At 56.4% G+C, this 21,662-nt stretch carries 20 protein-coding genes; 9 read left to right on the top strand and 11 right to left on the bottom strand.

Features of this window, described 5'->3' with window-relative positions:
• Positions 1-94 precede the first annotated feature (94 nt).
• The 4 genes from CHB83_RS07770 to CHB83_RS07755 all read right to left on the bottom strand — a co-directional run bounded on the left by CHB83_RS07770 (position 95) and on the right by CHB83_RS07755 (position 6,037).
• Entirely contained in the window at positions 95-3,058 is a 2,964-nt protein-coding gene (locus CHB83_RS07770) for a DEAD/DEAH box helicase (protein ID WP_089332213.1), read from the bottom strand.
• A 293-nt stretch (positions 3,059-3,351) separates the two neighbouring features.
• Positions 3,352-4,581 carry an FtsX-like permease family protein gene (locus tag CHB83_RS07765; RefSeq protein WP_089332212.1) on the bottom strand — a complete coding sequence of 410 codons (1,230 nt, stop codon included), beginning with the start codon at positions 4,579-4,581 and terminating at the stop codon, positions 3,352-3,354.
• A 92-nt stretch (positions 4,582-4,673) separates the two neighbouring features.
• Positions 4,674-5,483: a class I SAM-dependent methyltransferase gene (locus CHB83_RS07760; RefSeq protein ID WP_045689212.1), complete on the bottom strand. Its 810-nt coding sequence runs from the start codon at positions 5,481-5,483 to the stop codon at positions 4,674-4,676.
• A gap of 122 nt (positions 5,484-5,605) precedes the next feature.
• Positions 5,606-6,037 carry a ribosome-binding factor A gene (locus tag CHB83_RS07755; protein WP_045689211.1) on the bottom strand — a complete coding sequence of 144 codons (432 nt, stop codon included), beginning with the start codon at positions 6,035-6,037 and terminating at the stop codon, positions 5,606-5,608.
• A 160-nt stretch (positions 6,038-6,197) separates the two neighbouring features.
• Between CHB83_RS07755 and CHB83_RS07750 the strand changes: the two genes are divergently transcribed.
• On the top strand, positions 6,198-7,619 hold the full coding sequence (locus tag CHB83_RS07750) for a hypothetical protein (RefSeq protein WP_089332211.1): 1,422 nt from the start codon (positions 6,198-6,200) through the stop codon (positions 7,617-7,619).
• Between the two features lie 150 nt (positions 7,620-7,769).
• Here the strand turns inward: CHB83_RS07750 and rpiB are convergent, their stop codons facing one another.
• The 3 genes from rpiB to CHB83_RS07735 form a co-directional block, all read right to left on the bottom strand.
• A complete protein-coding gene (gene rpiB / locus CHB83_RS07745) occupies positions 7,770-8,198 on the bottom strand; it encodes a ribose 5-phosphate isomerase B (protein ID WP_045689208.1) in 429 nt (142 codons plus the stop codon).
• Between the two features lie 147 nt (positions 8,199-8,345).
• Positions 8,346-9,203 carry a twin-arginine translocase subunit TatC gene (gene tatC, locus CHB83_RS07740; protein ID WP_317044784.1) on the bottom strand — a complete coding sequence of 286 codons (858 nt, stop codon included), beginning with the start codon at positions 9,201-9,203 and terminating at the stop codon, positions 8,346-8,348.
• Positions 9,204-9,340: 137 nt separating this feature from the next.
• Positions 9,341-10,633, bottom strand: coding sequence for a serine hydroxymethyltransferase (locus CHB83_RS07735; protein ID WP_089332210.1), 1,293 nt, complete (start codon positions 10,631-10,633; stop codon positions 9,341-9,343).
• 531 nt (positions 10,634-11,164) lie between these two features.
• Here CHB83_RS07735 and CHB83_RS07730 point away from each other — a divergent pair.
• The 3 genes from CHB83_RS07730 (at position 11,165) to CHB83_RS07720 (ending at position 15,109) form a co-directional block, all read left to right on the top strand.
• Positions 11,165-13,402 carry a beta-1,3-glucanase family protein gene (locus tag CHB83_RS07730; RefSeq protein ID WP_089332209.1) on the top strand — a complete coding sequence of 746 codons (2,238 nt, stop codon included), beginning with the start codon at positions 11,165-11,167 and terminating at the stop codon, positions 13,400-13,402.
• 302 nt (positions 13,403-13,704) lie between these two features.
• Positions 13,705-14,214: an HAD family hydrolase gene (locus tag CHB83_RS07725; protein ID WP_045689206.1), complete on the top strand. Its 510-nt coding sequence runs from the start codon at positions 13,705-13,707 to the stop codon at positions 14,212-14,214.
• A 100-nt stretch (positions 14,215-14,314) separates the two neighbouring features.
• A complete protein-coding gene (locus CHB83_RS07720; RefSeq protein WP_089332208.1) occupies positions 14,315-15,109 on the top strand; it encodes a tetratricopeptide repeat protein in 795 nt (264 codons plus the stop codon).
• 6 nt (positions 15,110-15,115) lie between these two features.
• Here the strand turns inward: CHB83_RS07720 and CHB83_RS07715 are convergent, their stop codons facing one another.
• The 4 genes from CHB83_RS07715 to CHB83_RS07700 form a co-directional block, all read right to left on the bottom strand.
• The gene (locus CHB83_RS07715) at positions 15,116-15,817 is read right to left on the bottom strand and encodes a metallophosphoesterase family protein (RefSeq protein ID WP_089332207.1); all 702 of its coding nucleotides are present in this window, start codon (positions 15,815-15,817) and stop codon (positions 15,116-15,118) included.
• A gap of 84 nt (positions 15,818-15,901) precedes the next feature.
• Complete coding sequence (locus CHB83_RS07710) at positions 15,902-16,114, bottom strand: hypothetical protein (protein WP_089332206.1); 213 nt, start codon at positions 16,112-16,114, stop codon at positions 15,902-15,904.
• Between the two features lie 84 nt (positions 16,115-16,198).
• Positions 16,199-16,414 (bottom strand): hypothetical protein, encoded by a 216-nt coding sequence (locus tag CHB83_RS07705; RefSeq protein WP_045689202.1) that lies wholly within the window; start codon positions 16,412-16,414, stop codon positions 16,199-16,201.
• 71 nt (positions 16,415-16,485) lie between these two features.
• Positions 16,486-16,986 (bottom strand): hypothetical protein, encoded by a 501-nt coding sequence (locus CHB83_RS07700; RefSeq protein WP_089332205.1) that lies wholly within the window; start codon positions 16,984-16,986, stop codon positions 16,486-16,488.
• A 116-nt stretch (positions 16,987-17,102) separates the two neighbouring features.
• Between CHB83_RS07700 and CHB83_RS07695 the strand changes: the two genes are divergently transcribed.
• The 5 genes from CHB83_RS07695 (at position 17,103) to CHB83_RS07675 (ending at position 21,568) form a co-directional block, all read left to right on the top strand.
• Positions 17,103-17,612: an NADAR family protein gene (locus CHB83_RS07695; RefSeq protein ID WP_089332204.1), complete on the top strand. Its 510-nt coding sequence runs from the start codon at positions 17,103-17,105 to the stop codon at positions 17,610-17,612.
• 172 nt (positions 17,613-17,784) lie between these two features.
• The gene (locus CHB83_RS07690) at positions 17,785-18,045 is read left to right on the top strand and encodes a 4a-hydroxytetrahydrobiopterin dehydratase (RefSeq protein ID WP_045689200.1); all 261 of its coding nucleotides are present in this window, start codon (positions 17,785-17,787) and stop codon (positions 18,043-18,045) included.
• Positions 18,046-18,090: 45 nt separating this feature from the next.
• The gene (gene rsmI / locus CHB83_RS07685; protein WP_045689199.1) at positions 18,091-18,828 is read left to right on the top strand and encodes a 16S rRNA (cytidine(1402)-2'-O)-methyltransferase; all 738 of its coding nucleotides are present in this window, start codon (positions 18,091-18,093) and stop codon (positions 18,826-18,828) included.
• Positions 18,818-20,503 carry an apolipoprotein N-acyltransferase gene (gene lnt, locus CHB83_RS07680; RefSeq protein ID WP_245855303.1) on the top strand — a complete coding sequence of 562 codons (1,686 nt, stop codon included), beginning with the start codon at positions 18,818-18,820 and terminating at the stop codon, positions 20,501-20,503. Before rsmI ends, lnt begins: the two co-directional genes overlap by 11 nt.
• 270 nt (positions 20,504-20,773) lie before the next feature.
• Entirely contained in the window at positions 20,774-21,568 is a 795-nt protein-coding gene (locus CHB83_RS07675; RefSeq protein WP_089332203.1) for an inositol monophosphatase family protein, read from the top strand.
• The last annotated feature ends 94 nt before the right edge of the window (positions 21,569-21,662 follow it).

Below are 21,662 nucleotides of genomic sequence, written 5' to 3'. Positions count from 1 at the left end.
CATGTGCCTTTACTTCAACTCCCACCGGCTTATGAGCCTCGAATAAACCTATGTGGGAACAGCTACTACAAGATAGACTTGCAACGATAATGGCCTACCCTAGCAGTTCTTCAATATCCTCTTTGGTGAGGCTCTTAATGATGGCTTCGTCGGTAGTAATCAGGTCCGTAACCAGCTGAATTTTCTTGTTTTGCAAGGCCAAGATCTTTTCTTCTACCGTGTTCTGGGTAATGAACTTGTAGGTGAAGACGGTGCGCTGCTGTCCAATGCGATGGGCACGGTCGATGGCCTGGGCTTCCACGGCGGGGTTCCACCACGGGTCGAGGATAAACACGTAGTCGGCAGCGGTTAGGTTGAGGCCTACGCCCCCAGCCTTCAGCGAAATCAGGAACACCCGCAGGTCTTCGGTTTCTTGAAAGCGGGCTACTTCCCGGTGCCGTTCCCGCGTGTTTCCGTCTAGGTAGGCGTACTCAATCTGACGCTCATCCAGCGAGGCCCGCACAATATCCAGGTGCTTTACAAACTGACTAAACACCAATACCTTATGCCCTTCCGATACTACGTTCTTAATCATGCGCACTACCTCCCGTAGCTTGCCCGACTCGTGGGCGTACTCCTCGTCGGCCATGCGGGGATGGTTAGCAATTTGGCGTAGCTTCGTGAGGCCTTGTAGCAGCATGAACTGGGTGCTAGCCGTGCCGTGTTCCTCTATGCTCTGTAAGATCTTATTACGGTAGAAGCTCTTCGTTTCCTCGTAGCAATGCTGCTGCTCCTCGGTCATGGGGCAGTAGCTTAGCTGCTCAATCTTGTCGGGCAGTTCGCGGGCTACCTGGGCCTTGTGACGACGCAGAATGAAGGGCTTGATGAGCGTGTGCAGACGGCGCGTTTTTACTTCGTCTTTGCCTTTCTCAATGGGCTTGAGAAACTCCTTGCGGAAAAATGCCTGGGTACCCAGCAGCCCCGGATTGATAAAGGACATCTGCGACCACAGGTCCATGGTGCTGTTTTCTACGGGCGTACCCGTGAGAATAAGACGGTGACGGGACTGTAGCCCCCGCACCGCTTGCGAAGTAGTAGAGCCTGGGTTCTTTATAGCCTGCGACTCGTCTAAGATCACGTAGTCGAACTTGTAGGTTTTCAGCAGCTCGGCATCTAGGCGCACAATGCCGTAGGAAGTCAGCACCACGTCGTAGTCGGCAAACTGCTCCACGTTTTTGTCGCGGTAGGTCCCTGTGTAGATGAGCAGGCGCAGCGTGGGCGTAAACTTAAACGCCTCCGTCATCCAGTTGTACACCAGGGAGGTAGGCATAACCAGCAGAGAGGCTGAGCCTTTGGCAGCACCACTTTCCTTGCGGTGAAGTAGCATGGCCAAGGTTTGCACAGTTTTGCCCAGGCCCATGTCATCGGCTAGGCAGCCCCCAAAGTGATAGTCCTGCACAAAGTGGAGCCAGTTGTAGCCGGCTTTCTGGTAGGGCCGCAGCTCACCCCGGAATGCGGCGGGTAGCGGCCGATCTTCCACGGCTTCAAACTCCCGGAGCTTCTCCAGCTTGCGGCTCATGAGCACGGTAGCCAGGTTGCCGTTTTGCAGGTCCGATACCAGTGCCAAGTGGTGCTTGCGCAGAGTAAGCGCATGGTTGTGCTCCTCGGAAAAGGCAAACAGCTCTAAGTACTGCGTAAACCACTCTTCCGGAATAATGGCAATTTGCCCGTTGGGAAGGCGGTACTCGTGGCGCTTGTTGAGGATGTAAGGGCGCAGCTTAATAAACGGAACCTCAAACTCTCCGAAATACACCGTGCCGTGCACGTCAAACCAGTCGTTGGTTTCCGTAATACCCACTTGCACCGTAACCGCCCCAATAAAGTAGTCTTTACCTGACGTGGGACCTTGCTGCACTGTAAAGCCCAGGCGGGTCAGGTCATCGGCGTGGCTGTGGAGCCAGCGAAAAGCGGTAGCTTTTTCCAGCACAGCGCGGCCATTGCGCACTTCCAAAGCCCGGTCGCGCAGCTCCCCAATAATCTCCTGCTCCCGGTCGAGGTTGCGGATCAGCCGGTGAAAGATGTAGTTGTCTTCCTTCTTTTCCAGCTTCACACACACCCGCTTGTCGTGGGCGGTGTGCACCGTGTGGTCGCCATAGCGGAAGCTTAAGTCGAAGTGGATATGATCTGAAACTGGTGCCTCAACGGTGGCAGTAGCCACGGCAGTACTACCCCTCCTGCCTTGGGCAGCCGTGGCCGGCCGCGGGGTAGTTACTACGCCAGGCGCATCGGAGAAAGTAAGCTGAGGACGGGCAACGTAACGCTCCGAGCGAATATAGAATCCGCGGGCGTGCACATCAAACGACTCTACTAGGGGCGCCACAAAGCGCTGGAAGTAGCTATCCTCTACCTGCCGGGGAATGACAATAAACTTCTTGTTGAGAAAGGGCTTGATTTTCTTGCCATCCACGTCGTTGTGGAAGTTGTGCAGGGTATCACCCAGGAGCAGCCAGGCCGGCCGCTCACACACGATAACCGCATTCTTGTACTGAAAATCAAGCTTTTGCCCCTGATACTGAATGGTAGGAAAGTAATGGGTGCTGTCCTCGTTGCGCCGGAAATGAAACAGCACCGAAGCGGGCTCCGGTGCTACCTGCATCTCGCGCCACGTGGGTTCACCATCTTTCCCCATGATGAACACGCACTTGCCTTGCAGCCGGTCCAAAATCTGACCCATGCGCTCCTGCACGTAGGTACAAATGGCTTCTTGCAGGCCTTTGTCGCCCTTGTCGGCGTCGTAAATCTTAAGGAAAAAGTCGGCTGGCGTTATCTTTTTGGGCCAGAACTCCTTCATCACCACATCCTGCTGAATCTGATCGGTGAGAGCTACTAGCTCGAAGTCCGTTTCATCCAAGCCATCGGCAAACTCCGCGGCGTTTTTGGCAGATACTGTTTGGTGTTGAAGCGTAAGCTGACCCCGTTGGTTACGCTGGACAACATAGGATTCGAATAAGTATCCTAAATACTCATGCTCGAGTAACGAATAAACAATTTGAAATGGCTGTGAAGTAGAGACCTTCATAGTCGACAGTAGTAATGCAATGTGAATGTAGTAATAATTGCTAATTAGCAGAATTTTTCATAAAAAGTAAAAAATATTCAAAGAATAATTACATTATAAAGACGAAGCTGCCTTTACCTATGCTGAACACCTGCTTGAGGTAGATGAATACACAGCATGGCAAGGCCATACGGCAACATTACCGGTTACTATTAACCCGCCTGGTATTGAAGAAGTACTATTTCAGCTTAGTGGCCTTGAACTTGCAGCCGAGGCTTTGGCACTCGTATTGTTCAGTTAGCAAGCTACTTGCACTATAGGTTCTCGCGCACATCCAATTGGGAGGCGTTGAGAGCAGGCCGAATAGACACGGCAATAGTGATGACAATGATAGCTACGCTAGTGAGCACAATGTCAGAGAATTTCATTTTTACGGGATACGAGTCGACTACACTAGTAGCCATACCCATACTCACCAAGCCAAAGGTCTGCTGAGCCCAGCACAAACTCACCCCTAGCACGAGGCCGGTGAAAGCACCGACTAAGGCGACAATAGCCCCTTCAAACAAGAAAATGTTGCGCACGTTGCGAGAACTGGCTCCCATAGCCATGAGTACGGCTACGTCCTTCTTCTTATCAATCACCAGCATGGACAGGGAGAAGAAGATATTGATGCTGGCAATAAGCAGAATGAAGGCGAACGTGATGAAGACAAACATCTTTTCTACCTCAATGGCCTTGAATAAGCTCACGTGCTGCTCGTCGGAATCCAGCACTTTGAAGCTTTTCCCGAGTACTTGATGCAGCTTATTCTTGACGGAACTGATATCGTAGCCCTCACGCACTTTCACCTCCAAAGCCGTGCGACGGTTGCCGTAATGCAGGAGATTTTCAGCAAAATCCAGCGGCACAAACACGTAACTGTCGTCGATGTGCTGCTCAATTAGAAACACCCCACCAGCCAGAATGCTTTGCTCGTTGAAAGCCGTTTCGGGGTTAAAGGACAGGGTTTTCTTCTGGATATTGCGCGGGTACAGCAGCCGCAGAGGCGCAAAGCGGTTATCGAGGGTAATGCCCAGCTCGTGCTGCACCCCGGCCCCTACAAGGGCATAGTCGGTGCCGTTGCGGCGCAGGCGGTGGCTACCATCTACTATTGAAGAATCAATGTCGCTCTGGGCGTAGTAGTTATCCGATACCCCCTTCATTTTCACTACCATCTGCCGGTCGCGGTGCTGAAGCAAGGCGTTGTCCTCGATGACTTGCGTAACCAGCGCCACCCCGGGAGTTTTGGTTAGGCGCGCCAGAAGGGGGGCTTGCAGCTCAAACGACTTACCCTGCACGGCAGTAACAACTAAGTCGGGGTCAGACTTGCCGTAGAGGCTGCGCACTAGGTCTTCCAGACCGTTAAACACGGACAGCACGATAATCAGCGCCATCGTACCCACCGCCACGCCAATCATGGAGATATTGGAGATGATGCTGATAATGTTGCGCTTCTTCTTCGAGAGAAAATAGCGCCGAGCAATGAGCAAGGGTACGTTCACGTGCGGGGCGCGGGCGAGCTAGTGGAGAGGCGAGATATAGTTACTGCGTAAGGGGTACGCCGGAGCAAGATACGCCACTACGCGAAAAAGGTCTATTTCCAGGCTTTGACAATGAGGCCCGTACCAGAATCGTGCTTCACGTTCGCGTCAAACCAGTTCAGAATGAGGCAGAACGGAAACGTCACGAGGTAATAAAATGGTAGCAGCAGGAAGAACAGCTTCGACTTGCCCAGCATAAGAATAGGGTATTTCATGCTTAGGCGCCACGATATCTGCCCCGGCTCGCCGTAGCTGTAGCGGGCTTCGATGCGCTCAAAACCGGCGGTGCGCAGCTTCTGCTGAATCTCGTGGATGTTGTAGCCGTCACGTACGTGCTCCTCAATAAAGGACGTTTCGCCGTCGGCATGCACGTCGGAGCCACCCTGGTCAGAAGGGGTGGAGATGAGCAGCATCCCACCGTCTTTCAGGGAAGCGTGGATGTTGCGGAACACCTCCACATCTTCCAGAATATGCTCCATCACGTCCACCGACAAGGCTAGGTCAAACGTATTGGGCTGCTGATACAGGACGAGGTCTTGCACGGCAAACTGCGCATTGGTGCGCCCAATTTCCCGGAAGAAGCGGTTGGAGTCAGCCACCTGTTCATCTTTCACATCTACGGCCAGAATCTGCCACTTACGGCTCAAGCCCGACAGCCAGTAGGTGTATTGGCCGTAGCCTGAGCCGGCGTCTAGAATATTGAGGGCCTCGGTGGTGCGTCCCTTGGACCACTGGCGCAGCTCACGGTGCACGTGCCACGTGCGCAGCAACAGCAAATCAAGCAGGTGATAAAAAAGGCGACGCAGCAATGGCGTGCGGTTGAAAACTTCGCCGAGCGACTTCTTAATCGGGTCGTAATACAAGGGAACTGTGCTTTTTAGTGAGCTGGTGATGTAGTGAGTTGGTGATTTGATGAGCTGGCCCTAGCGCAGGCATGCACTAGTAGCCAAGAACTCACTAAACCGCAGATTCACTACCCCGCTAGTTACTCGTCTTCGTCGGCGAAGAGTTTGGGGCGTTTCGGGGCGTCGGGGCCAGTAGCGGCGTCATCGTCGGCAGCCGTAGCTGGCGGAATGTGCAGGTCGCCAAATACTTTGTCCATGTGTGCAGCGTAGGCGGCCGAGTCGTCCACAAAGAACACCAGGTCGGGCACGATACGAAGCTGCTGACGCACGCGCTTAGCCAGGGCCTGCCGAATGATCTTCAGGTTGTCCTGCACCAGGGCCAGCAGGTCCTCGCTGCTACCCGTCAGCAGCAGGCTTAGGTACACGCGGGCCACGCCCAAGTCGGGTGATACCCGCACCAGGTTGATGCCGGGTGCCATGCCCGTAAACAAGTGGGGCAGATCACGCTGAAATACGGTAGCCAGTTCCTGTTGAAGTAGGCTGGCAACTTTTTGTTGTCGTTTGCTTTCCATAAGAATCCGCAAAGATAAGGAGGTGTATTAAGTAATTGGGTAATAAGGTAAGAGGAGAGGGCCCCGCGGAGCTAAAGCCGGGCCGGCAGCACTAGGGCCAACACCGGGACTCTGTACCTTTGTTCTCCCTAGTACCACCTCTCGTCACTTCTTTCCGCTCTTGCTTCAATTTTTTAAAAGCTCTCTGCCCACGCGGCTGTTTGGTCTGCTCTTGCTGGTGCTGGCCTTGCGGCTACCCTTGCTGTGGCTGGGCATTCCGCTCACCCCCGCCGAACTGCGGGCGCTGCTGATTGGCGAACGGCTGCACGAGGGTGCCCGGCTCTACCACGACCTGTACGACAGCACCGCTCCGCTGGCGGCGGGCCTGTTTGGGCTGCTTGATTTGGTGGGCCAACGCCCGCTGTGGCTGTACCGAGTTTTGGCGTTGGCCCTACTCGTCTTTCAAGCGCTGCGCTTCAACTTCGTTCTGAACCGGGCCGATGTGCACCCGGAGCGAGGCTACGTGGGTGCCCTCACCTACTTGCTGCTGGGCAGCATTACGGCGGAGCTGGACACGCTCTCACCCCTTCTCCTGGGGCACACCTTTCTCATTGCTGCTCTCAGCGCCCTGCTTCCTACTTCGCGCGAAGGCTACGACAACCGGCGCCTGTTCCGAGCGGGATTTTTGATAGGGGTGGCGGCCTTGTGCTACCTACCGCTGGCCTTGTTTCTGCTGGTAGGCTTATTTGCCGTTATCATCTTTGCTGCTAATACCTTCCGCAGCTTTTTACTACTGCTGTGCGGCTTCCTGTTTCCTTACGCCGTAGCAGCTACCTTCTTTCTATACGCGGAATCCTTACCGGAATTCGCGCAGTTTCATTTGCAGCCCACTTTGCAGGGGTTGGTGAGCGAAAAAGACGGCATACCGCTGTGGGTGCTGCTGCGCCTGCTCATTCTGCCCGCCTTATTGCTGCTGCTGGGCATTGGGCGCAGCTTCACTACTTCTTTGGGGCTGGTATTCCAGATCAAATTTCAACAGATGATGTTGATTTGGCTGGTGGTAACCATAGGCATTGCCGCCGCCGGCAAGGGTATGGCCACGGGCACCTTGGTACTTATCCTACCTCCCCTCACCTATTACAGCCTGTTCCTGTGGCAGAAAGTGCGGCGCTCCTGGATACCAGAGCTGCTCCTCCTTCTAGTTATTGGAGCGGTGGTAGTTGTGCGCTACCGGGCAGTACTGCATCTGGAACAAGTGCTGCGCATCCCAGCGGAGAGCCACTATGCTATGCAGCCCCACCCACGCTACGCCTTTCTACAGGGCCAGCAACTGCTCGTACTTGGTCCCGATCAACGCCCCTACGTGCAAAATCAGTTGGTTACTCCCTACCTCGATTGGCAGCTTGCCCAAGTCGATTTTGGCCACTTGCGGGAGTATAATGCGGTATTCCGGCTAGCGCAGAATTTTGAGCCCCGCCCCCCCCAATACATCATTGACCAAGCGGGCCTACTACCGGAGTTGCGCTATAAGATTCCGGCTATCTTCGGTCGTTACCAGCCAACTAGCACGCCAGGAGTGTACCGCTTAGCAGCCAACAAGTAAGGCTTGCTGTATGCCAGCAGAAGTGCCTTGCTAGCCCATTCCGCCGCCTTGTGGTGCTGACATAAAACGAACCCCGCTCCCGCAAGCTGCGGGAACGGGGGTGGTTCTGTAACTAGGCCATTGCTGCGTCAGTGGCAACGTTAGGCATAATTAGCAGCTAATCTTGTCAATTCGGGTTTGGTGACGGCCACCCTCGAAGGCAGTAGTTAGGAACTCTGTGAGAATGGCACGAGCTGTTTCTTCGCTCACGAAACGGGCCGGAACGCACACAATATTGGCGTTATTATGCTGGCGAATGAGAGTAGCTACCTCCGGAGTCCAGGCAAGGCCCGCCCGGACCCCCTGGTGCTTGTTGGCCGTGATGCACACACCATTAGCCGAACCGCACAGCAGAATACCCAGTTCGTATTGGCCACGCTCCACGGCCAGGGCCAGGGGATGCACATAGTCGGGGTAATCAACGGAAGCATCGGAATGGGTACCGAAGTCCTGCACTTCATGGCCTGCATCCTGCAGCCACTGAACTAGTTGTTGTTTGAGGTCGAAGCCAGCGTGGTCGGAGCCAATAGCAAGTCTCATGGAAAGCTAATGAAGATAGTAGAACGGTGAGGTAGCACAAGCTACTGCCTAGCTGGTCAAAAGTAGGCAGTAACCAAAGAAAAAGGTGCTGCCGTGTTCGGATAACCTACACAGCAGCACCCTGCTTTCTTACTGTTCTCGGAAGCGCTACGCGATACCTTTGTTTTCAGCTAGTTGGGCGTTGAGAGAAGCCGTTCGGTTGCGGCCTACCACCCGGGCAATGTTGATGCTAAGCTCGTACAGCAGCAAGATGGGGATGGTCACGATAATCTGCGCCGATACATCGGGGGGGGTGATGATGGCCGCCAACACCAGAATTACCACAATGGCGTGCTTGCGGTAAACGCGCATAATCTCGGGGGTAATCAGCCCCGCCTTGGCCAGGAAGAACACAATCATGGGCAGCTCAAATACGAAAGCGCAGGACAGCGACATGGTGGTGAGCGTACTCAGGTAGCTCTGCATGTCAATCTGGTTTTCGATAGTAGGGTCCACCACGTAGCCAGCCAGGAAGTTGATGCTCATGGGGGCGGCAATGTAGTACCCAAACAACAGGCCCATGGCAAACAGCACCGACACGAAGAACACCGCTCCTTGGGAATTTTGGCGCTCGTGCGGGTACAAACCCGGCTTGATAAAGCGCCACAGCTCCCAGAATAGGTAGGGGAAGCCCAGCACTAATCCTACAATGAAGCTAGTGCTAATGTGCATGGTGAGCTGCCCGCTCATCTCACGATTTTGAATTACAAAGCCGATCTTATCAATGCACAGGTCGGGGGCACCAACCCAGGCACCAAACCGGCAGAACATCCGGTAGGTCCAGAAGTCGGCGCGGGAAGGCCCCAGAATCAAGTCGTGAAAGAGAAAGTCCTTGGAAAAAAAAGCAACGGTAGCAAATGCTACCACCGCAATTGCCGCCCGGATGATGTGCCAACGCAGGGCCTCCAGGTGGTCGATAAAAGACATTTCGTGCTGGTCGCCCAGCGCGGGTTGAGTTGGGTCCACAGAAGGGGGCAATGAGGGTATGAGCGAATGATAAACTGGTGGCGGAGCAAAAAGACAAACGAAAACCAGCCTCAACAGGATGCTGTCGGACCGGTTTTCGTTTTGTTCTTTACCTAACTACGCAGGCATTCACTTAGTTAAGCAAATAGTGGGTACTGCTGCATCCACTCGTTGATTTCACCCCGCACCCGGCTGATGCGGGCATCATCGGCGTTATGGGTGAGCACCTCGTCGATGAAGTCAACGATGCGCGCCATGTCGGGCTCCTTTAGGCCGCGCGTGGTAACGGCAGCTGAGCCAATGCGCATGCCGCTGGTCACGAAGGGCGACTTGTCGTCGAAGGGCACCATGTTCTTATTGATGGTGATGTCGGCCTTGATGAGGGTGTTCTCGGCCAGCTTTCCGGTGAGGCCCTTGCTACGCAGATCAATCAACATCAAGTGGTTATCCGTGCCGCCGGAAATAATCTGATAGCCGCGCTCCACGAAGCCGTTGGCCAAGGCCTGGGCATTCTTGATGATCTGGTGGGTGTAATCGGTGTAGGCGTCGCTCAGGGCTTCTCCAAAGGCAACGGCCTTGGCGCCAATCACGTGCTCTAGAGGGCCGCCCTGGGTACCGGGGAACACTGCCCCGTCGAGCAGGCTGCTCATCATCCGAATTTCACCCTTGGGCGTTTTCAGGCCGAAGGGGTTCTCGAAGTCCTTGCCCAGCAGAATGAGGCCGCCACGAGGACCGCGCAACGTCTTGTGGGTAGTGGTGGTTACAATGTGGCAGTGGTCGAACGGATTGTTCAACAGGCCTTTAGCAATGAGGCCACTGGGGTGCGAAATGTCGGCTAGCAGCAGAGCGCCTACTTCGTCGGCTGCTTCACGCAGGGCCTGGTAGTTCCAGTCGCGCGAGTAGGCCGAGGCGCCACAAATGATGAGCTTGGGCTGCTCGCGGCGGGCGGTTTCCTTTACTTTCTCCCAGTCGATGAGGCCCGTTTCGGCCTCCACTCCGTAGAACGACGGCTTATACAGCTTGCCCGAGAAGTTCACGGGCGAGCCGTGGGTCAGGTGGCCGCCGTGCGAAAGGTCGAAACCTAGAATCTTGTCGCCGGGGTTAAGCACGGCCAGCATTACGGCCGCGTTGGCCTGGGCACCGGAGTGCGGCTGTACGTTTACCCACTCTACGCCAAACAGTTCTTTGGCGCGGTCAATAGCCAGCTGCTCAATCTGGTCTACAATTTCGCAGCCACCGTAGTAGCGTTTGCCGGGCAGGCCCTCGGCGTATTTGTTGGTAAGGATGGAGCCCTGGGCCCGCATCACTTGCTCCGACACGTAGTTTTCGGAGGCAATGAGTTCAATACCGTGCGTTTGGCGCTCTTTCTCCTTCTCAATCAGGTTGAAGATGGCGGTGTCGTGGGCGAGGGTGGTGGCTTGCGTTTCCATGCTGCCAAAGGTAAGCGTAAAAGGTGATGAGGTGATGAGGATAATGTGGTTAGCTGATTGAAGCCAGCTACTACCTTCACCAAGTCCCTAGTGTGGAGGTAGCAACTCGCAAAAAACCTGTTACAAAATTTGGGCATGCACTGGCGATGTAGCCAGCGGCGGCGTGTGGCCTAACCGCATGTGCTGCAACACCGCTTATTACAAAGAGTATCTCCCGACCCGCGGCTACATGTGTGCTACCTCCCGCCCGGTTGTGGGCTAGGTGATTGGGCCGCATACACAGCAGGCGAGAGCCACTGGTAGAGGCCTTTTCTTCTCTCTAAAACCCACTTACATTTCCCCAGTCCAATCCGCTGGCTGCCAGTAGGTAGCCCCATTGGTTGGGCAGTCCGCCCCGGCGGCTCTGCGCGTCTTGCTCAGCTCATTCTTCCCTTGCTCCGCTTTCAGTTCTGCTATTCCTGCTGGCTGCTACCTCGGTAGGTGCTCGTCAGTGGGCCTGTCCAATCCATTCCCACCACAACCAATTTACCCATGAAAAAACCTACTCTTCTTTCACTGCTTGCGCTGTTAGTTGGAGTGCTACTGCCCTTAAGCAGTTGGGCTCAGGGCAGTATTCCGTTCACCATTGCCAACAACTCGCCCTACGCCGATAACACACTCTTTGTGGCTATTGTGGGTATTGACCCCACTGGCAACCACGTGTGGATTAACGCCCAAACCGGAGCCGTTACGCCCATGTCTTCGTCGTACAACACGGTGCTGGGGCCCACGTATAACGGCAACACCGGACCCGGGGCCAACTCGCGCTATGCGGCCTGCTTTACCCGCCTGAGCGACATTCCGAACAAGACGTTTACCCTGCCCTACATTGCGGGGTGCCGGGTGTTCATCTCTCAGGGCCAGCAGTTGTACTTCTACTTCTTTGGCGCATCTGGCTCGCCCTCAGGCTACGCGGCACCCAACGCTCAGAATCCCAACGACCCGAACCGCGGCATCCTCTACGAATTTGTGGAGCTGACCAACAACGCCACCGGCTTCTACGGCAACACTACCCGCGTCGACTCTTACAAGTACCCCATGGGCCTGGAGCTATTCGGCAATGGCTACCAGAAACGCACCGGCGAACTGAAAAACCACGCCGACATTGTGGCCGCTTACAAAGCTAACGTACCCACTGAGTTTCAGGGCACGGTAAACAGCAGCACGGGCGAAATCACGTTCCCCTCCAAAACAGCTGCCTTTGCCGATGGCACCAACGGTACCACGCCCGGCCCATACGGCAACTACTTCAAGAGCTACATCGACGCCATTTGGAACAAGTACAAGACCACGGACCTCATCTTCTACGCCGGCAACGCGGGCGTATTTAAGGGCCGCGTAGATGCCAACGACCGGCTAACGGTGGTGGGCCAATCGGGTGCTTTTGCTGGCCGCACGGGCATCATCAACGGCCGCCCTACCACGCAAATGGCCTTTGAAGGCAAGGGCCTGCTCGACAACCGTGTGGGCGACGGTGACTGCGACTTAGTGGTGCAGGCCCAAATGACCGCCGCCATCAACCGCCACGTGGTGGACGTGACTACTGCCAATCCTGGCCAGCAAAACTGGTACGACGCCACCCGGTACTACCAAGCGGCACCCGCCAACTACTACGCACGCTTCTGGCACTTACCCGGCATCAGCGTAGACAACCTCAGCTACGGCTTCGCCTACGACGACGTGAACGACCAGTCGGCCACGCTGCACACGCCCCAGCCAACCAAGGTGGTGGCTACCTTCGGCGGCTATGCGGGCACCACGCCCCCAGCCGCTTCCGCCGTGGCTACACTGTATAAGGACTGCAACTACACCGGCACCGCTGTGGCCTTACCCACCGGCGACTATACCCTGGCCTCCCTGCAAAGCCGCGGTATTCTCGACAATGATGTTTCCTCGCTGCGAGTAAACAGTGGCTATGAAGTGGTGCTCTATGAAAACGATAACTTCAGCGGCGCCTCGCTCACAATAGGGAGTGCCGGCAACGCTTGCCTTGTAAACAATGCGTTGGGCACCAGCAACTGGAACGACAAGGCTACCTCCCTGCGCGTGCGCACTGCCGCGGCCGCCTTTAGCGTGCTGTTGCAAGCTGAAAATGCTAACGTAAACAGCGGCATGACGGTAGAAACCACCTCCGATACCGGCGGTGGCCAGGATATGGGCTACGTAGACGCCGGCGACTACTTGGTATTCAACGGCATCAACTTCCCTACTACCGGTTCCTACACCATCGAGTACCGCGTGGCCAGCCCCTCGGGCGGTACAGTATCATCAGACTTGAATGCAGGGGCCATTCAGTTGGGCAGCACAACCATTCCTGCTACCGGCGGCTGGCAAACCTGGACCACGGTTTCCAGAACCGTGACCGTTAACGCGGGTACGTACAACTTTGGCGTGTATGCCCAAACGGGCGGCTGGAACATCAATTGGGTGCGCATCACGAAGGTAGCCACTGCCGCCCGCACCACCCTGGCCGCATCGGCGCCCGCCAAGCTTACGGCCAATGACGCTTTGCTCTACCCCAATCCTGTGGTTGATCAGGTACACTTGGCAGGTAGCCAGCTCAACTTAATAGGCAGCCGGTACCGCATCCTCGACATGCGCGGCCGCACCATCAGCAGCGGCGCTTTCGACCGTGGCACGGCGGAGGCTACTACTCTGCCCCAGGGCATGTACCTGCTGGAAGTCAACACGAAAGATCAACAAACTATTACCCGGCGCTTCACTAAATAAAACAACTTAGCTGCCCTACAGCAGGCTACCCACGGGTTGGGTAGCCTGCTTTTTTATTATGACTAGTACTCAGGAACTGCTTTGGGCCGAGTAAAGATGCAAGCTGATAGTCCTGGTGTGCCGCCGCCGGGGCGCACTAGCAGAAAGCTGCCCGCAAGATGCCTGACTTGCGGTACAAAACGGCAGTGGCACCCAGTCAGCACGAAAGTTATCGGACTATTCCGTTCTGATAGGCAGGTAGAAAGATGAGCGTTTGCTCTAAATCGATGGTCGTTCAGCCGGTTCCCTCGTATCTTGCCCGTATGAATACGCCCCAGCAGCTCGCCGAAGTTTTAACTAGTCTCCGAGTCGGTAACCAGTCCTTCCTGATGAAGTTCTATGAGGAGAACCGCGACTTATTTGCGCGTTGGGTGCGCCGCCAGCATACCCTAGAGCTTGCGCAGGCCCACGAACTGCTGCGGGCTGTGCTGGTAGACTTCTACGACCAAGTGTCGGATGGCCGCCTTACCAAGCTCCCGCCCGATTTACGGGCCTTTGTATATGGTATGGCCGACGAGCGGCTACGAGCAGGACAGGCGGCTATGGTGCTACCCGTAGCCGAGGCGGGGCGCCGTCAGCATTTGCTGGGCTTGTTTCGGCAGCTTTCCGCCGACTGCCAGAAAGTGCTGGTGTACTTTTACTTCCGTGGTTACAACTTCGAGAAGGTAGCTGGCAAGATGGGCTTCGCCAATGCTAACGTAGCCCGCATGCAAAAGGCCGGTTGTGTTCGGAGTCTCTACGAGTTGCGCCGCCGCGCCGAAGCGGCTGGGTAGTAGCCGCTGGCTAACTGCTTCTACGTAGCTTCGTCCCGCATTTATATCAATTTACGCTGGTCCTGCTTAGGCCTTCTTCGCTTTTTCTCTGGTTCCTCCCATGATGCCGCCCGCCCCCGACTTGCACCCCTACTTGGAAGAGCTAGAACGCTTTTCGGATGGGCAGATGACCGTTGCTGAGCAGGAAGATTTTGAACGGCGCCTAGAGCAGGATGCGGCTCTCAACCACGCCTACCAAACCTACCAGCAGCTTACCGCCGACCTCCGTTGGGTAGCCGGGCATGAGACGCTGCGCATGCGCCTAGAAGCTATTGACCGCCGCCTCGACCAGCGCCACCGAGCATTGCAGCGCATGGAGCAGCAGGAGCGACGCAAGCAGGTTCGGTGGGGGTTGGTAGCGACTATTGCTGCGGGCGTACTGGTAGTAGTGTGGCTGGTGCTGCGTCCTTCCTCTTCGCAAGCCACCGACTGGACCAATTACTACGTGCCCGATGCTGGCTTACCCCAAACGGCGCTAGGCTCTAACCGTCCGCTGCTGGTAGAGGCCATGCAATACTACCGCGAAGGACATTACCCACAGGCTCTCAACTCGTTACAACGCGTACCCAACAGTGCCCTAGGTCAGGATACGTTGCTGTACTACAGTGGCATCTTTTTGCTAAGCCAGCAGGATGCCGAACGGCACGAAGAAGCCCAGGCCCTTCTCCGGCGCGTGGCTCAGCAGCCCAATTCGGGCTTGGCCGCCAAGGCGCGCTACCACTTAGGTATGGCCTACTGGCGCACCCAGCAGCCAGAGCTGGCCCGCACTACCCTAGAAACCGTAGCCGCCGAAGCCACCAACCCGTACCAGCAAGCCGCCCGCCGCATCCTACAAACCGACGCATTAACCAATTAGGTACAGCTACCCGCGGTGAGCAATGGGGTACTCTGGTTCTATGTTGGGCTGTAGCGTCAGGTGAAACGCGTCGAGTTCTAGCGCTGCTAGGTGCCGTAGTTCTTCGTTGTGGCGGTACACGCAGCCCGTATCCAAACCAATGGCCTGGGCCTGGTGCTTTACCTGCTGCTGTACACTAGCGGTGGGGCTGGGCACGTGCCCGTGCAGTAGGCGCTTGCCACCTAGGCGAGAAGCATCAAACACAAACTGTTTGGTATTGAGCATAGTATGCCAGTCCTGGCGCATTTCTGCGGGCGGTAAGCGGAAGTTGAAGCCCGCATGCACCAAAACAAAATCTGGCAGTTCGTACTGATAGGGCAGATTATTAAGCCAGCGCAAGTAGGATTCCGGAATAGCCTCCGCCGCCGCTACCCCAAAACTGTCGAGCGTAAGCTGTCGGTCGTGGGCGGAAGCCCACAGCAGATGCTGGTGCCCATGAGCCGCATCAAGCAGTTCTTGGTCGTGGTTGCCGCGCAGACACACTACCTGGTAGCCGCGCTCAGGCAGCTGCATCAGGTAGTCGAGTACACCGCAACTGTCGGGGCCTTTGTTTACGTAGTCGCCAAGCACATAAAGCTGGTCTTGGGGGCGCAGTTTCAGCTTTTCTTCGACTAAGTGCCGAAACGAGTGGAGACAACCGTGCAGGTCGGTAGTAACGTAGCGAGCCATGGCGTAGGGAGCAGGTTATTCGGCGGATAAATCAACAAAAAAGCACCGACGGTGGCCGGTGCTTTTTTATACGGACAAGGACGACTAGCTATAGCTTCCTTTTCCAGAGTCTGATTTGCTACCGCCCCGGTTGGGGTGCGTTTGCGGTGCGTCTGCGGCATCGTCTTGCAGCTTCTGCTCTTCCGATTCGCTACGCTCATTCACGGACAGCGACTCAGCTTTCGACTGCCCGCCAGAAGACGGTGAGCCTTGATGCTTAGCCGACTGCGAGCTGATTTGATTTCCTTCTTTAGCCATGATTCTTGGAGGTAAGGGTGGGAAATGGCCGCCACTTCACCAGAATCCATGCCCTGGTCAATCAGCTAAGCCTTATGCTACTTATTAGCTATAAGCGGGCTTGTCGAGGTCCGGCTTATCGAGATTACGGTTAGGATGGCGCAGGCCAGCGTCTAGCGCTTCTTGTTCTAAGCGGTCCTCCGTTTGCGGGTCTAGGTCGTTTACGGGCATGTTGCCCGCAGCTTTCGGCTGCTCCGATTGGGTGGGGCTACCGTGGTTTTCCTTGGACTGCTGGTTGGTATTATTGCTTTTGTACGGCATGGCAGTAAGGGGTTAAGCGTTTGTTTTCGGTAAGAGTGCAGGGCAGAACGGCTGGCTAAGAACCCTAGCAGCTATATCTGGATGCCGCTTTCGTCGGCGTTGGGGTCAGTCAGGTCGGCATTAGTGCCCTGGCGGGCTAGTTCGTCGTTGTTGGGCTGGATGGTTTCCATCTGGTCCATACCCACGCGAGAGTCGGGGTCTTCCATTTCGTCGCGGCCGGAGCGGGCATCATCAGCATCCAGCTCATCCACGGGGCGGCGCGTTTCCAGTTCGGGGTCCTGGTCGTCGGGCAGGTCTTGGTTTTCGCGGTCCGGGCGTCCCTCGGCGCTATTGCGCATGTTATCTTGAGGCGGCTCAATACGGTCGGCGTCGCGGTTCATCGAGGTGGCCGTCATTCCAACGCCACTGTCAGTACCGTAGCCTTCTTTTCCTTCGCGGTTGCCAAAGCCACCACGGGCAGCTTCGTTCTTGGGTGGATCAGCACCCGGAATGATATGTCCAGCGGCCAGTTCTTCGTCCGTCGTGTCATCATTGATGACGCGCACGGGGCGGTTATGAGGGTCAGTTGCCATGGGAATTGTCGGTTTCTGGTTGGAAGAGAGTGTAAGGGTTGTACTCCGGTTTACGGATTTGGGTTTAGGTTTGGGGTAGGCAAGCGCACGTGTAAAATTGCCGCCCTGCCTCGGCCATGTCTAGCATCCCACTACCTCCAATCCGCTCAGTGGAAGCGCTTCGCCAGTATCTTGACACCGGCGCAGCACCCAAATACTTATTTTTCTGGGGCCATACTGCTCAGCCAGGCCGGCCGGTAGGTAGGGAAGTTTTCAGCCAATGGTACCCTGCGCCCTTTGCCCTCGACGGAATCTCGTACGCAACTACCGAGCAGTACATGATGGCCGAGAAAGCTCGGTTTTTTGGTGACGAAGCTACTCGCGCTGCTATTTTGGCCTCCACTCACCCAAATCAGGCGAAAAAGTTGGGTCGCCTAGTGCGGAACTTCGATGAAGCACGCTGGGAAACAGTGCGTTTTGCTACTGTGGTCAGAGGCAATGAGGCTAAATTTAGTCAGCAGCATCTTCTCCAAGAATACTTGCGGGCCAGCGGCACACGGGTATTGGTAGAAGCTAGCCCAGTTGATGTTATCTGGGGCAGCGGCTTGGCACCAGACCACCCCAACGCCAGCACTCCGGCCAAGTAGCCTGGGCTTAACTTACTAGGCTTCGCACTGATGGAGGTGCGCGAGCGGTTAAGGTAAGCAGCACACAGAGCCGACAACGTAATTGGCCTACTATGAGCATCGGCTATTTTACGGCCAGTAGTAGCTCACCCAAAATAGTCTATTTGCTTTTCGCCCTTTTACCTACTTGCTTATGTGGCCCGAACACGACAACGCGCTGACTCGCAGCTTCCGCTTCAAGGATTTTAGAGTGGCCTTCAGCTTTATGTCTGATGTAGCGGAGGAAGCGGAGTACCAAGACCATCATCCGTGGTGGAGCAATGAGTACAACGTGGTGAGCTTCCGCCTGCGCACCCACTCTGCTGGCTACGTAGTGACGGACAAAGACCGGCAGCTGGCCGCCGCCATCGACCAACTCGCCGCTGAGTACGACGGGGCAGTAGTGGAGGCGTAGACTCAGCCAAACCAGGAGGGCCAAAGCGCGTTACCTTTGTTGCCTATGACAACTGTTGCTCCTACGCTGCTATACCTCGTGCCCACGCCCATCGGCAACCTGGAGGATATTACCCTGCGCGCCATTCGGGTGCTGGGCGAGGTAGACACGGTGCTAGCCGAAGACACCCGCACCAGTGGGCGCCTTTTGCAGCATCTGAATATCAAGAAGCCCATGCTCAGCTACCACCTCCACAACGAGCACCAGCAAGTGCAGCGCCTCTTGGAGCGCTTGGAGAAAGGTGAAACCATGGCCTTGGTATCGGATGCTGGTACGCCAGGCATTTCGGACCCAGGCTTTCTACTGGTGCGCGAATGCCTGGCCCGGGGCCTAAAGGTAGAATGCCTACCGGGGGCCACGGCCCTGGTTCCGGCCTTGCTGAAGTCGGGCTTCGGGGCCGAGCGGTTTACGTTTGAGGGGTTTCTGCCGGTGAAGAAGGGCCGCCAAACGCGCCTGAAAGAACTGGCGGCGGAAACCCGCACCATGATTTTCTACGAGTCGCCCCACCGCATTGTAAAAACCCTGGAGCAACTGGCCGAGGTGCTGGGACCCGAGCGGCCCGCTTCCGTGAGCCGGGAGCTGACCAAGCTGTTTGAGGAAACCGTGACGGCACCGCTTGCCGAGTTGGCCGCGAACTTTGCGGGGCGTCAAGCCATTAAAGGAGAGATTGTATTGGTGGTGCAAGGCCAGAAGGAGGAGCGCACCAAAGAAGACCGCTATACCGACGAACATCGTGCTGACTAAATCTGCTGCTCCTGCCCCCTTTGTAGCCGGCGGGGCCGAATACACGCCTACCCGCTTGGCTTCCTGGCTCCCTACTTTGCTGGCGCTGCTGGGAGCCTTCTTGCTGTGGCTTGGCTGGCCCGTACACCCCGCCGCCCTGGCTGTGGTGTTATTGGTAGCCTGGGTGCCCTACCTGCGCATGGAGCAGGTACTCACGGAGCGCGGGGCCAGCGGCTGGAAAGTATGGCGCTATGGATACCTGCTACTAGTGCTCTGGAACGCCTTTACTACCTATTGGGTAAGCTACAGCACGCTAGGCGGGGGCATCACGGCAGTGGTTTGCAATGCCCTGCTGATGAGCTTGCCGCTTACGGCCTTCTACCACACAAAAAAGCGTTTCGGACCGAAGCTCGGCTACCTTTCCCTACCTATCTACTGGCTTGCCTTTGAGCAGCTGCACTTGCACTGGTTTCTCACCTGGCCCTGGCTAACGCTAGGCAACGGCTTTGCGCAGGCTAACTACTTGGTGCAGTGGTACGAGTATACCGGCTTTCTGGGTGGCTCACTCTGGATGTGGATGGTCAATCTGTTGGTTTTTAGGGCGTGGTTTGGTCGCCAGGGAGTAGCGCCCTGGTCGTTTGGGCAGGGCCGTTTCCGGTGGGTAGCGCCGGTACTTGCTACGGCAGTACCAATAACTATTTCCTTGGTCATTGGCCGCACCTATCAGGAGAAAGGCCCCGCAGCCGAAGTGCTGGTAATTCAGCCCAACGTGGACCCGTTTGAGGAGAAGTTTGAGGGAGGCTCTCGCTTTATTCCGCACGCCGAGCAGCTAGCCCGCATGCTCACCCTCACGGAGCAAAACCTTACCCCGCAAACCAAGCTCGTCCTCTGGCCTGAAACCTCCCTGGATGAAACCTACCCCGAGGAAACCTTTGAGTCGCACCCCAATGTGTACCGCATTCGGCAGTGGCTGGCCCAGCACCCAGGTGTAGAGCTGATGACGGGCCTTACTACGGCCGTGCGCTACCCTAGCAAGGAGGCTGCCAGCCCCACTGCCCGCTTCCGCGAAGACGTGGGCTACTACGACATCTTCAACGCGTCGGTGCACTTCCGCACGGCCAGCGGCCCCGCCGAGTTCTACCACAAGAGCCGGCTCGTACCGGGCGTAGAGGGCGTGCCCCCGTGGCTGTCGGCCTTCGTGATTGACCTGGGCGGCGCCGCCGGGGGCCTCGGCTCTCAGGCCGAGCGTACCGTGTACCAAACTGCCACGCCCGGCTTGCAGGTGGCTCCGGTTATCTGTTACGAATCGGTGTACGGCGACTTTGTGGGCGAATACGTGAAGAACGGCGCTTCACTCATCGGCATCATCACCAACGACGGGTGGTGGTCTGACTCGCCGGGCCACAACCAGCACTTGCAGTACGCTACCCTGCGCGCCATTGAAACCCGCCGCGACATTGCCCGCTCCGCCAATACGGGTATCTCCGCCTTCATCAACCAGAAAGGCGAGATTACTCAGCAAACGGCTTGGTGGGTACCTGCTACCAGCCGAGCTACCGTACACCTCAATACCGAGCAAACCTTCTACGTCCGCTACGGGGAGCTCATTGGGCCTGCCTGCCAGGTATTAGCCGTGCTACTCCTGGTGCTGACGGTAGTACGGGCCCTGCTCAACCGCCACACCTTGGCCGCTTAGCTCCCCTCACCAGGGCGAAAGAGGCAGTGGCTCAGCAGTACGGCGTGGCGCCAGCAGACTGGCAGCCAGTTCCCAAGCTTTTATTAGAATGCCAACACGACTGGAATGCGCCGGTTCGCGTAAAAGGCCGTTGTGAAGGTGCACCGCAGTTAGGTCCCTTCAAGAGGCTGGTTGCTGGCTAGTAGTTGCCGTTTGAGGTTGCTGCTTTCATTCAACTACGCATCTTTGCAACTACACGGCCTTCGCTACTTTCGAGGTCATACTTTACTAATGGATTACAACCAACTCAGCTTTCAACTGGCGGCCGTAACGCGGCACGCGGGCCAGTTCATTCGCCAGGAGGCGGCCACATTCAACCGCAGCCACATCGAAACCAAAGGCGTGCACGACCTCGTGTCGTACGTAGACAAGGAAACCGAGAAGCTGCTCGTTGCTGGCCTGCGTGAAGTGCTACCCGAGGCCGGCTTCATTACGGAGGAAGGCACGGAAGGGGCCGAGCGGGCCGAGGAGTACAACTGGATTATTGACCCCCTGGATGGCACCACCAACTTTGTGCACGGCCTACCCGTGTACTGCGTGAGCGTGGGCCTCATCCACCACGAAGAGTTGGTGGCCGGCGTTGTGTACGAAGTAGTGCGCGACGAATGCTTCCGGGCAGCCAAAGGCGCTGGGGCTTTCTGCAATGAAGTTCCCATTCACGTTACGGACGTACCCGACCTGAACAACTCCCTGATTGCTACCGGCTTCCCTTACACTAACTTCACCCAGCTCAACGAGTACCTACAGCTGCTGAGTGCCTTTATCCAACGCTCCCACGGCGTGCGCCGCGTGGGCTCCGCCGCCGCCGACTTGGCCTACGTAGCCGCCGGCCGCTTTGAGGGCTTTTTCGAGTTCAACCTCAATTCGTACGACGTGGCCGCGGGCATATTGCTCGTGCGCGAAGCGGGTGGGCGCGTTACGGCTTTCCTGGAAGAAGGCGACCCCCTCTTTGGCCGCCAGGTAGTAGCCAGCAATGGCTTGGTGCACGAGGAGATGCAAGGCATTATCCGCGAAACCTGGAAGTAAGCCAACCAGCGGGTAGCTAGCGAGTAGTTGCCCAGCTTATTGTGACTAGCTGGAGAACCTGAGGCGGCCAACAACTGGCTACTTCAGGTTCTTT

It is taken from the genome of Hymenobacter mucosus (assembly GCF_900188255.1).
Classification (GTDB): Bacteria; Bacteroidota; Bacteroidia; order Cytophagales; family Hymenobacteraceae; genus Hymenobacter; species Hymenobacter mucosus.
This window is presented reverse-complemented; position numbering and strand designations above follow the sequence as displayed.